Genomic DNA, 11,275 nt, shown 5'->3' on the forward strand with positions numbered 1-11,275 from the left:
CCGTGATTCAGGCGGCGTGCCCTTCGTCGAGCCGGGCAGTAATCAGATCGAGTTGACGCTGAACGTAACGGACCAGGCCGCGCCAGGTGATGCGCGTCAGCCACAAACACAGCCACAAACCGACGATACCGGCGACCAGCATTGCGAATCCATAGATCATCGCGCCGATACCCGAACCATGCGACCCGACGATCACGGCACTATCCGAACCGTCCCGGATCGCCACGTGGTCGCGATCGATCACGACCGATTCCGACCCGCTCCGGACCGTCAGACTCTTGCCGCTGCCATCCGGACCTTGTACGAAGGACACATGGTAGCCGTGGTGCCTGATATCCCACGCCATCGACTTCGCACCGGTTCCAATGCGCGCGACCGACACTTTGTCCCCTTCGTCATCCTTAAGATCGAGCGCAATAACGTCGGCGGATGCGATAGACCATGTACCATCCGGATCGACTTTGAACAGATCGCGCGCACCGCCGACGGAACTGATCTTCAGTTTGCCATCGTCATTCCTGATGTCGATCGGACCGGCAAGCGTCACGATGGAAATCCGCGTGGCTGCATCCGGCCGCAGCACGAAGCGCTCGCCGTCCACCCGGAATGCCTTCATGTCGGCGGTTGCCTGGCGTGCGTCGCCCTGTGCGGGAGCGTGATCCGTGTCGATATCGTCTTTCGACGCGTTGTCGTTGCCGCTCGCCTTCTGATCCGTTCTCGCGCTGCTGTGCTCGAAGGAGAACGGCACCGCCTTGAACGGCGGCCATCCAAACACGTGGTGACTCCCGAGTGCGACCACCGTTACGAGCCCCGCCACCGTCAGCGCACCCGAAACCGCATAGCCGATCGTCAGCATCAGCAGATAGAACATGAACGGGATCAACAGCAGCAATTGCAACAAGCCAAGCCCCGCGATCGACACGATCACTCGCATCAGGTTGCCGAACGAGCGCCGCGTCTCCCACTGGCGGAAGGTCGCCTGCGCCTTCAGTTCGCGTGCGAGCTTGACCGGGTCGCCAAGGGCTGCGACCACTTCCGCCTCACTGCGCCCCGCTGCAAGCGCGTCGCCGAAGTACTCCCGATAGTCGGCGACAATCTCGTCGACCACCTGCTTCGGCAAACTCCGCAGTTCGTGGCGCAATTGCTGGATAAATGCGTCCTGCGTCATCACTGTTCCCCTGTTCCTGAGGGCGCACGGGACAAGGCCAGCACGCCATTGACTTCATCGACAAAACTGCGCCATTCGCTTTGCATTTCCACCAGACTGTCGCGGCCTGCCGCCGTCAGCGAGTAATACTTGCGCGGCGGCCCCGAGCTGGATTCCACGAAATATGTCGACACCCAAGCCTCGGCCTGCAAGCGGCGCATCAACGGGTAGATCGTGCCCTCGCTGATCTCCATGGTTTCCGACAGCGTGGAGACGAGCTCATACGCATAGCTGTCGCCGCCGGCGAGGACAGCTAACACGCACATGTCGAGGGTTCCCTTCTTGAGCTGCGTTTTCATTCAGTTCCATTACATTAGCGTGCATAACACAGTACCTTGCTATGCACTGGTGTCGAACGTACCTATCCCTGTGACGATGGACGAACTCTAGCATTCAGTATTGTTTAATGCAAGGTACTGTTTTATGCACAGGACAGATTCGTGATGTCATCACCGCCCGGTGATACGCCGACGCTGTGTCCTCTCGACAAGCCCCGTTTCCGATCCGAAAAAGGCACCCGGGTACCCCACTTGCCCCGATCGCGCCTTCCCATGATAGCGCTTAAGCCTCGCACGACCGAGCAACGCGCCGCCCGTCGTTTCCGCTTCTACCCGCGATCAGCCATTGCCAGACTTGCGCGCCGCCCCAAATGTTATTATCGGAAACACAACCACCGCCCAAAAAGCGAGCATTCGAAGCATCAAGCCCCATGGACACTCACCTGACCAAGCCCGCCGACCCGTCCATCACCGATCTCGGCCGGCGCGTACGCGCCGCCCGCCAGGCGCAGGACCTTACGCTGGAAACCGCTAGCCGCCTGTGCGGCGTGTCCCGCTCGACGCTCTCTAAAGTCGAAAACGGCCTGATGTCCCCCACGTTCGACGTCCTGCAGAAGATTGTCCTCGGCCTGAAGATTGAAATCGGCGAGTTGTTCGGCTCCACGCCGAAAGTGAGCGCCAGCGGCCGCCGCGCGCTGACCCGCAAAAATGAAGGGCAGCGCCACGCGTATCGCGGCTACCAGATGGAGCTGCTCGCCACCGATCTCGCGCACAAAGCGATGCTGCCGTTTCGCATCCGCATTTCCGCGCACACGCTCGACGCGTTCGACGACTGGGGCCGCCACGAAGGCGAGGAATTCCTGTACGTGATCAGCGGCAGCGTGTGCCTCTACTCGGAGCTGTACGCGCCCACTCATCTGAACGCCGGCGACAGTCTCTACTTCGACAGCCGCACCGGCCACGCCGCCGTCTCCACCAGCGAAGAAGACGCCGAAGTATTGTGGATGGCCACCAGCGCCGACATTCCGCAAGCGCCGGTCACCGTCGATTCGAACAAGAAATAACGCAGGCCCTAAAGCGCGCGCTGGTGTACCTTGGCGCGACCTAGCGCGCCGCCAGCGCCCGCTGCGCGAGTTGCGCGATATGCATGGCGTGACGCCCCGTGCCTTGCTCGATCTGTTCACGGCAACTGAAGCCGTTGGTCAATACGATCGTCTCGGCATTCGCGGCACACGCCGCCCGCACCGCGGGAAACAGCGTGTCCTCGCCAATCTTCTCGGACAATTCGTGGTGCGCCGAGTTAAAGCCGAACGATCCCGCCATCCCGCAGCACCCCGTATCGAGCATCTTCCACTGCACGCCGAGCTTGCTCAACAGCGCGGTGTCGCCCTGCATGCCGAATAGCGCTTTCTGATGGCAATGTCCGTGCACGATCACGTTAGCGTCAAGCCTCGGCCAGTCGAACGGCTGACGCGCGACGAAATCGGAGAACAGGAACGTCTGCGCCGACAGCTTCTTCGCCAATGCGTGATCGGGTAGCTGCTTCAGCAGTTCGTCCTTGAACACGGACAAACAGCCGGGTTCGAGACCGACCAGCGGCACGCCGGCGGCGATATCGTCCGCGAGGTCGTCGAGAATATGCGTCAGCAGTTCGCGCGCCCGTTCGAGCAGGCCGAAGTCATACAGCGGGCGCCCGCAGCACAAACGGTTCTTCGGCAGCACGACGTGCCAGCCCAGTTGCTTCAACACGTCGGCAGCGGCCTCGGCGATCTCGGGCGTGAAGTGATCGTTGAAGGTATCGACCCACAGAATGACTTTCTTCACGTCGCCGCGCGCATCGCGCGCCGTGTGCGGCGAGCGCCGCGCAATCTGGCGGTATGTGGCGCCCGCGAACCGGGGTAATTCACGCGCTTGCGCGACACCAGCCACCCATTTTCCGAACGACGAAAGGCCCGGCGCGGACATCATGAAGTTCGTCAAACGCGGAAAGCGCGCCGCCCACGGCGCCCATTCGCCGATTCGCCCCATGAACATGGCCTGGCGCGGGCGGCGATTCGTTTCATAGTAGTGCGACAGAAACTCCGCCTTGTATGAAGCCATATCGGTGTGCGTCGGGCAATCGGATTTGCAGCCCTTGCACGCGAGACAGGTATCGAGCGCTTCCTTGACCTCCCGGCTTTGCCAGCCATCGGCGATCACGTCGCCTTGCAGCATCTCCCAGAACAGATGCGCGCGGCCACGCGTTGAATATTTCTCTTCACGTGTGGCGCGATAGCTCGGGCACATCGTGCCGCCTTCGAGCGAGCGGCACTTGCCCATGCCGATGCATCGCTCGACCTCGCGCTGGAAACCCTCGCCTTCCTGGCTGGCGAACGTGAGCCGCGTTTGCAGCGTGACCGGCTTGTAGGCCGGTCCCATGCGCAGGTTTTCATCGGCGCGATACGCGTGGACGACCTTGCCCGGATTCAGCCGGTTCGCCGGATCCCAGATCGCCTTGAACTGCTCCATGGCCTGCATCAATTCCGGGCCGTACATGATCGGCAGAAACTCGGCTTTCGCCTGGCCGTCGCCGTGCTCCCCCGAGAGCGAACCGCCGAATTCGACCACCAGTTCCGCCGCTTCGCGCAGAAACCGGCGCCACGTGGCGACACCTTCCGCACTGCGCAGATCGAAGGTGATGCGCGCATGCACGCTGCCGTCGCCGAAATGGCCGTACAGGCTCGTCTCGTAGCCGTAGCGGTCCACGAGCGCCTGAAACGCGCGCAGATAGTCGCCGAGGCGCATGGGATCGACCGCCGCGTCCTCCCATCCGACCACGGGATCAGGCACGCCGGAATCGACCGACAAGGCCACCGCCGACGCCCCCGTCTCGCGAATCGACCAGACTTTCGCCTGCAACGCGCGATCTTCGACGAGCATCGCCGTGACGTTCGGACCGCCTTCACCTGATGAAAAGTACGCCGCAGCCGCTTGCGCCTTCTGCATCACGGCATCTTGCGTATCCGCGCCGAATTCGAGCACGACCCAGGCGTCACCTGGCGGCAGCAGCGCGATCTCATCCTTTTTCAGACCTCGCGCCTGCAAACCGCGAATGATGGCGCGGTCCAGCCCTTCGACGGCAATCGGCCCGCAGCGCATGAAATGCGGCACGGCATCCGCCGCCGTGTAGATATCCGTGAATCCGACCACGACGATCACGCGCTTCGCCGGACTCTTCACGAGGCGCACCTTCGCCTGCAAGGTGAGCGCGCAGGTGCCCTCGGTGCCGACCAAAGCACGCGCGACGTTAAACCCGTTCTCGGGCAACAGCTGATCGAGATTGAAGCCCGACACACGGCGTTTGATCTGCGGGAATTTCGCGCGAATCTGCTCGGCGTAGGTGTCGCGCAACTGCCTGAGCGCGGCATAGATTTCGCCCTGGCGGCCACCCGCGGCGATGATGCGTTCGAGTTCTTCGTCTGAGGTCGGGCCGACCCAGAAACGCGCGCCGTCGAAGGTCGCGATTTCCAGTGCCTCGACGTTTTCGACCGTCTTGCCGGCCATCACCGAATGCGCGCCGCACGAGTTGTTGGCGATCATGCCGCCCAGCGTGCAGCGGCTATGCGTGGCCGGATCGGGCGCGAACGTGAGACCGTGCTGCTCGGCGGCATCGCGCAAGGTATCGCAGACCACGCCCGGCTCGACGATCGCCACGCGCGCAGCCGGATCGACCGACACCACGCGGTTCACATACTTGCTCGCGTCGGCCACGACCGCGACGTTGACGCATTGGCCGTTCTGCGACGTGCCGCCGCCGCGCGGCAGGAACGGCACGTCGTTGCGGCGGCAGACGGCGAGCGTAGCCAGCAGATCGTCGACATCCGACGGCACGACGACGGCGAGCGGCACCTGCCGATAGTTCGACGCATCCGCCGCATACAGCGCCTTCGAGCCCTGATCGAAACGCACTTCGCCGCGCACGTGGCGGCGCAAATCCGCTTCGAGCGCCTGCATCACCGCGGTGCTGGCCGCAAAAGGCACGGCCACGCGCGGGGCGTTCATCGGGCGAGGCCCGGCCTCGTCCCTCGCTTTCACGCCCACACCTTGCTGTTCATCCAGCGACGTTCCCACTATTGCGCCCTCATGTCGTACGCCCTGCAGTCGGGCGCTGTTGCTCGATACGCTCAGGCGGCCTGGCTCGCGGTCATCTTGAAGATGCCCTGTGCGTTGCCCGCGTCGAAACGCAGGTCCGTTTCCCAGCGGCGCGCGTCCTGATCGAACGTCCGCTTGCGCGTGATGAATTCATAGAACGAGCCCGGCACGTCGCGCGTCACGATGCCGCCATCGGCCGCGCGGAACTCGCGCCGCACGACGTCCGCGCGATACGCGGTCTGGAACACGCGGCCCGAGCGCGATCGCTCGACTTCCGGTTTCATCGGCCGGCCCTTGGCCTTTTCGTCATCGGACAGTTTGAAGACGTCCGCGACGCGGTCGGTGGCGTGATTGAAGGCGTTGCCTTCGGTGGCGATCCACGCCATTTCCGCCGACTCCTTCAACAATACTTCGTAATCGGCTTCGTGCGGCATTTCGTGCTGACGTGCAAACGCACCGACGATGACCGGCAGCAATTCATGCGCCACCTCGAGCGGCAGCACACCGTCGCGCTCGAGCTCCCACAACTGGCCGACAGCGCGCGGAGTCAGTGGATCGCGCGACGCGCCAATCACGTTCGTCACCGCGTGCTGAAACTCGGCCGAAAAACGCTCGGGGTGCAATTCGCTGACGAAGAACTGCGCGATTTCATCGGCCGCGTCCTCATGAGCCCACGCGCGGCCGGTCATGCCGAGCCGGTCGAGCGGATAGCGCCCGTTGATGCGAAAGCCCAGCGGACGCAGGATGCGCGCGAAAGCGGCTTCGCCCGTGGGCAGCGCGCCGCTGTGCGGCCAGCGCACCGCGCGCAAGGCCCCGTGGTCGAAGTACACGCTGCCGCCCGCCGCGACCGTCTCCTCCGTGTACTGGCGGCCATTCGGCGAGCGCGTCAGCAGGTCTTCGAACAGCGCCATATTCATGGCCTGAGCGAGTTCCGCGCGCGTGACGATGCCGTCTTCCCACTCGTTCAGAATCCGCGGATGGTTCAGCGTCGCGAAAAGCCGGGCGGTTTTGTCCGCGCCGAGCAGTTTCAGCAGCAGTTGTTCGAGATTCGCATTCTTGATGTTTCGCATATCGGTTCTCTACGAGGCGCCATGTCGTGCTTCAAGCGCTCGTTCGTGCGCTCAAGGGGCCCAGCCGGCAATGATGCGGGGCATGGCAAGGCAATGTTGAAAGCGTGATTATTCAAATTCGCCGGGTTGCCGTAAAGCGAGATAAAATCGCCACTTGATGCGTTTTTGGAATTAACGTGCGTAAATTCAAGATCCCCAACATGGGCGCGCTGCTCGCTTTCGAAGCTGCCGCGCGGCACGAGAGCTTCACGCATGCGGCGCGCGAGCTGTTTCTCACCGAAAGCGCGGTCTCGCGGCAGATCAACACGCTGGAGAGCAATCTCGGCGTGCGCCTGTTCGTGCGCGTCAAGCAACGCGTGGTGCTGACTAAAGCGGGCAAGGTGTACGGCGCGCAGGTGCGGCGCTCGCTGGAACAGCTCGACCGCGACACGCTGTCCATCATTGCGCATGGCAGCGGCGGCGGTTATCTGGAACTGGCTGTCCTGCCGACATTTGCATCGCAATGGCTGATTCCGCGGCTTGCGGCATTCAATGAACGGTATCCGGACGTGCGTGTGAACATGGGTGTGCGAACCGGCACGTTCCCGTTCGCGGAGACGCACTTCGAAGCGGCGATCCATTACGGCAAGCCCACGTGGCCGGGCACTTCAGCGGATTTTCTGTTCAGCGAGGAGGTCGTGCCGGTGTGCGCGGCGAGCCTGCTGAAGCAGCCCGTGCGAAGCGCCGCCGATCTTCTGGACTACCCGCTGCTGCACTCCACCACGCGGCCGGACGGCTGGGCAACGTGGTTCGCCAACCTGGGGATCGACGACAACCGGACCATGCAGGGCGTACGCTACGAACTGCACACCATGCTGATTAGCGCGGCGGCGGCCGGACTCGGCATCGCGCTGGTGCCGCGCTTTTTCGTCGATGCGCAACTGGAGCAGCTCGGACTCGCGATCCCGCTCGACGCCCCGGCTGTCGCTGACTCCGCGTATTACCTCGTCTATCCGACCGAATTGAGTCACGGCAAGCCGCTGACCTGTTTCCGCGAGTGGTTGTTGCAGGAGGCTGCGGCCTATAGCGCGGTCAATCCGGAACTGGCCGGCATTCCTGATCCCGATTGATTCCGATTGATCGCGAAGAGAGGCGAGCATCGAGCGCAGCCCCGGCGAGTCCCGGCTTCAGCCGCCGGATTGCTCCCGCGCCTGCGCCAGTGCGCTCAGATTGCCTTCGCCGAAACCGTGATGTCCCTTGCGTTGCACGATCTCGAAGAAAATCTCGCCGGTCCGGCGCCGCACGAAGGTCTGGAAAAACAGTTGCGGCACGCCGTCCGCGCCGATTTCGCCATCCACCAGTACGTGCGTGCGCTTGAGCCGCTCGACATCCAGCCCGTGGCCCGGCAAACGCGCGTCGAGTTGCTCGTAGTAACGCGGCGGCGGCTCGACGAACTCGACGCCATTGGCGAGCAGCTGTTCGACGCACGCGAAAATGTCGTCGGTCGCGAGGGCGATATGTTGCACGCCCTCGCCCGGATGGTCCGGCAAATACTCGTGCATCAGATTGGTCCGGCGCGTGCCCTCCTCGTATAACGGCACGCGGATCGCGCCGCACGGCGACACCATCACACGCGATTCGGCCGACACATGCCAGTTCGCGTGCAGCTCGTGAATCTCACGGAAGTTGAGCAGGTCGCGATAAAAGTCGAGCCATTCCTGCATCCGGCCTTCACCGACCGTTTGCGTCAAATGGTCGACGGCCACGAGGCCCGTGCCCGCGTGAGTCAGATCGGCATGGGCCGTGTCGATCTCGATCGGCCGGAAGTCGATGTCGAAGATCGAAATATCGCCGAGGCCGCCACGCTGGCCGCCGCGTCCGCGCCAACGGTCGACAAAATAGATGTGCGAGTCGCCAATGCCCTGGATCGCGGGAATCAACAGTTCACCCACGCCGATCTTCTCGCCTTCGAACGCCCAGGCGCCGAGTTCGATCGCGCGGTCGAAGGCGCGCTGTGCGTCCGCCACGCGAATGCCAATCGCGCAGATGCCCACGCCGTATTCCTCCGCATATCGCGCAGCGAACGAATCCGGCTCGGCGTTGACGAGGAACTGCATCTCGCCCTGGCGGTACAGCGTGACGTCTTTGCTGATATGGCGCGCAACTGCCTTGAAGCCGAGTTTGACGAAGGTCTCGCCGAGCGCCTGCGGATCGCGTGCGGCGAACTCCACGAATTCGAGGCCGGCGGTGCCGAGCGGATTGTGCTCCGGCGCCGACACGCCGCGCAGCGCGGCGTCTGGTGTGGGCAAGTCGCTGGGCATGGCAATCTCCTTTACCGTCTTTCGACGCGGTTTCCGGTAGTTCTGGTGTTCGGTCCAAGCCGCCGATCACCCGCAGGGCGGTATCGGATGCGTGATGTGCAGCAGCATGGCTGACCGCGACGGCTTTCGCTAGTTCTTCACAATAAAGTTGAAAACTGTGAGTTCCGCTGAGCACCGTTCGGGGACATTCCGGGTGTGGTTTCAAGTGTTCGTAACGTTGCGAATCAATGCCGTCGACTGCCATGTATTGCTGCATGCATGTCAATTAAGTGGAGAATCGGCCATCCTGCATGCAGCCGATCGGGCCATGTCGAGGCGACATGGCGGGAAAACATCCACGAGAATTCCGCGCTGATCCGACCGACCTGCATTTCAAGGAGGCTTAGTTCCCCAGCAAACTTGACGGTGCAGAGCGCGCTGAACCGGTCCCAATGGCCGTATCACCCAGCACTGACATGGCGCTGTCGTCGAGCGTTGATGTCTGAACATTATGCCTGGCTTTGTAGGCTGCGTCTGGTCCAGTATTTGCCGTCCACGAATCATGTCAGACATTCGGCACAGGAATGCCACATCTTCTGCCACCTCATCCATACATCTCACGGCTATTGCGAGAAGTAGACCTCCACCGATTGGAGGATAACCTGGAGAAATTCAATGCCATGGTGGCTAACGCTTCCGACATGAGTGACAAGGCACGATCCCTGGCGTCTGAACTCCCGCGCGTCGAAGCGCGTTACCGTCCGGTGGCCCAGGAAATTTACCGGCTTGCCCTGAATAATCAGCGTGACACAGCCATTGCAGAAATTGGCATCAAATGCAGGCCGTTGCTTTCGGCCTTGATTAAGGCGCCCAACGACTATGTGGACTTTACTCATGAACGTGCGGAGCAAATGCTCAAGCAGTCGGCGGATCAATTCCAGACCAATATCCTCGCGCTGAATGCGGCCGTCGAGGCGGCCCGGGCGGGTGAACAGGGACGCGGCTTCGCCGTCGTCGCGAGCGAGGTGCGTAGCCTCGCCCAGCGTTCGTCCAGCGCGGCGAAGGAAATCAAGGATCTGATTAACGCATCGGTGCAGATGATCCGGGACGGCTCGTCGCTCGCGAACGCGGTCATGGGGGGCCGTGGGTCAGAGACCCGGCAACGCCGGGCGCCATTACAGCCACGGAGTGTCGCAACGCGTTGTAATCGACTGCTAAGTCGCGGACCGCAGCCCGGTGGCGAAACATAACGTCCGTGTCTTCGATGAGCGTTCAGACCTCTCGACTGACGCTTCGACGACCTGTGCGCGTTAGAACGTATAGGCGACGTTCACAAAGACGGTAACCGGATTGAGACGGAGCGTCGATCTGGAAACGATCTGCGTTCCAGCCGCGGTCTGTCCGTATAGCGTCAGTTTGGTCTTCACCGGCATATAGTTGACAGAGGCTCCGACAGACCAGTGTTTTGCAATCGCGTAATTTACCCCGATCTCGAATACCGGATTCCACGATGAACTGAGTGTCGCGTGTGTCGAACCACCGGGACCCAAGCTATCGGTGACAAACTGGCTATTGGTCTCGCGAACCTGGGTGAACCACGTATAGTTCACGCCAAGTCCGACGAACGGACGGAATTTCGATTCGGCTGAAAACAGGTGGTATCGAAGTTCGATAGCGGGCGGCATCGGCCTTGTCGTGCCGAGCTTGCCATACTTCTGTAGCGTCCCGTCGCCAATCAGATTCACCTTCATTGGTAGACCAAAAAGCGTGGCGACACCAATGTTGTCTGTGACATAGTACTCCGTGGTAATTCCCGCCGTGTCCGTTGAACTGGCATGCGCCCCGGTACCGGCTAGCTGCTGATTCACCGCTACGCCGCCAATGCTTTCCACAGTTAGTGGCGTTGCGTTGCCCTGCGGCGCAATGTGAAGCCATCCTGTCGACAGCGTTATGCTGCCGGCCGACTGCGCATTGGCATTGTCGATAAGCCCAGCCGAGCAGATGCAAGCCGCCATACCGACCGAACCGAACGCGCGTTTGTAATTCCTCATGTCTCTTCTCCTGCCTCTTTGTTTGGAAATTTTTATGAATCAGTGGTGTTTCTTTTCGAACTGCTCAATTGGTTGTTGTCCACCTTTCGTATAGCTACGTCGCCTACTCCGACAGCCCCGGACTCGAGTAAGCGTGCATTGCCAGGCGTTCTGTCTCGGGCGGGAACACGCACCGGCGTCGAAGAAGTCGGTCCGAGCCGTTTTTCAACCTGCGAACGCAAAGACCTTTCTGATGCACTGCTCATCCTCTCGCCCTCCA

8 protein-coding genes and 1 pseudogene are annotated in these 11,275 nt (G+C 61.9%); 3 read left to right on the top strand and 6 right to left on the bottom strand.

What is annotated here, in order from left to right; genetic code table 11:
- Positions 1-7 precede the first annotated feature (7 nt).
- Together A6V37_RS03035 and A6V37_RS03040 are read right to left on the bottom strand one after the other, a co-directional pair.
- Positions 8-1,168 (bottom strand): DUF1700 domain-containing protein, encoded by a 1,161-nt coding sequence (locus tag A6V37_RS03035; RefSeq protein WP_064266123.1) that lies wholly within the window; start codon positions 1,166-1,168, stop codon positions 8-10.
- On the bottom strand, positions 1,168-1,506 hold the full coding sequence (locus tag A6V37_RS03040) for a PadR family transcriptional regulator (RefSeq protein WP_064266124.1): 339 nt from the start codon (positions 1,504-1,506) through the stop codon (positions 1,168-1,170). Before A6V37_RS03040 ends, A6V37_RS03035 begins: the two co-directional genes overlap by 1 nt.
- Positions 1,507-1,916: 410 nt before the next feature.
- Here A6V37_RS03040 and A6V37_RS03045 point away from each other — a divergent pair, with 410 nt between their 5' ends.
- Complete coding sequence (locus A6V37_RS03045; protein ID WP_064266125.1) at positions 1,917-2,549, top strand: helix-turn-helix domain-containing protein; 633 nt, start codon at positions 1,917-1,919, stop codon at positions 2,547-2,549.
- A 40-nt stretch (positions 2,550-2,589) separates the two neighbouring features.
- On the opposite strand, the gene A6V37_RS03050 is transcribed toward A6V37_RS03045, so the two are convergent.
- Both A6V37_RS03050 and A6V37_RS03055 read right to left on the bottom strand, forming a co-directional pair.
- The gene (locus tag A6V37_RS03050; protein ID WP_064285772.1) at positions 2,590-5,595 is read right to left on the bottom strand and encodes an FAD-binding and (Fe-S)-binding domain-containing protein; all 3,006 of its coding nucleotides are present in this window, start codon (positions 5,593-5,595) and stop codon (positions 2,590-2,592) included.
- Positions 5,596-5,648: 53 nt separating this feature from the next.
- The gene (locus A6V37_RS03055; protein ID WP_064285773.1) at positions 5,649-6,686 is read right to left on the bottom strand and encodes a DUF1338 domain-containing protein; all 1,038 of its coding nucleotides are present in this window, start codon (positions 6,684-6,686) and stop codon (positions 5,649-5,651) included.
- A gap of 176 nt (positions 6,687-6,862) precedes the next feature.
- Here A6V37_RS03055 and A6V37_RS03060 point away from each other — a divergent pair, with 176 nt between their 5' ends.
- Positions 6,863-7,795 carry a LysR substrate-binding domain-containing protein gene (locus A6V37_RS03060; RefSeq protein WP_207547582.1) on the top strand — a complete coding sequence of 311 codons (933 nt, stop codon included), beginning with the start codon at positions 6,863-6,865 and terminating at the stop codon, positions 7,793-7,795.
- A 57-nt stretch (positions 7,796-7,852) separates the two neighbouring features.
- On the opposite strand, the gene A6V37_RS03065 is transcribed toward A6V37_RS03060, so the two are convergent.
- Positions 7,853-8,986, bottom strand: coding sequence for a 4-hydroxyphenylpyruvate dioxygenase family protein (locus tag A6V37_RS03065; RefSeq protein ID WP_064266129.1), 1,134 nt, complete (start codon positions 8,984-8,986; stop codon positions 7,853-7,855).
- Positions 8,987-9,897: 911 nt separating this feature from the next.
- On the opposite strand from A6V37_RS03065, the pseudogene A6V37_RS40410 reads away from it, so the two are divergent.
- Positions 9,898-10,089, top strand: a pseudogene (locus A6V37_RS40410) (methyl-accepting chemotaxis protein); the annotation flags it as partial.
- A gap of 186 nt (positions 10,090-10,275) precedes the next feature.
- On the opposite strand, the gene A6V37_RS03075 reads toward A6V37_RS40410, so the two are convergent.
- Positions 10,276-11,016, bottom strand: a complete 741-nt coding sequence (locus A6V37_RS03075; protein WP_064266131.1) for an OmpW/AlkL family protein — start codon at positions 11,014-11,016, stop codon at positions 10,276-10,278.
- Positions 11,017-11,275 lie beyond the last annotated feature (259 nt).

The organism is Paraburkholderia ginsengiterrae (genome assembly GCF_001645125.1).
GTDB lineage: Bacteria > Pseudomonadota > Gammaproteobacteria > Burkholderiales > Burkholderiaceae > Paraburkholderia > Paraburkholderia ginsengiterrae.

What these genes read in the sequence shown, in the direction of transcription:
- A6V37_RS03035 (WP_064266123.1), bottom strand. Translation starts at nt 1,168, where the DNA reads ATGACGCAGGACGCATTTATCCAGCAATTGCGCCACGAACTGCGGAGT.
- A6V37_RS03040 (WP_064266124.1), bottom strand. Translation starts at nt 1,506, where the DNA reads ATGAAAACGCAGCTCAAGAAGGGAACCCTCGACATGTGCGTGTTAGCT.
- A6V37_RS03045 (WP_064266125.1), top strand. Translation starts at nt 1,917, where the DNA reads ATGGACACTCACCTGACCAAGCCCGCCGACCCGTCCATCACCGATCTC.
- A6V37_RS03055 (WP_064285773.1), bottom strand. Translation starts at nt 6,686, where the DNA reads ATGCGAAACATCAAGAATGCGAATCTCGAACAACTGCTGCTGAAACTG.
- A6V37_RS03065 (WP_064266129.1), bottom strand. Translation starts at nt 8,986, where the DNA reads ATGCCCAGCGACTTGCCCACACCAGACGCCGCGCTGCGCGGCGTGTCG.
- A6V37_RS03075 (WP_064266131.1), bottom strand. Translation starts at nt 11,016, where the DNA reads ATGAGGAATTACAAACGCGCGTTCGGTTCGGTCGGTATGGCGGCTTGC.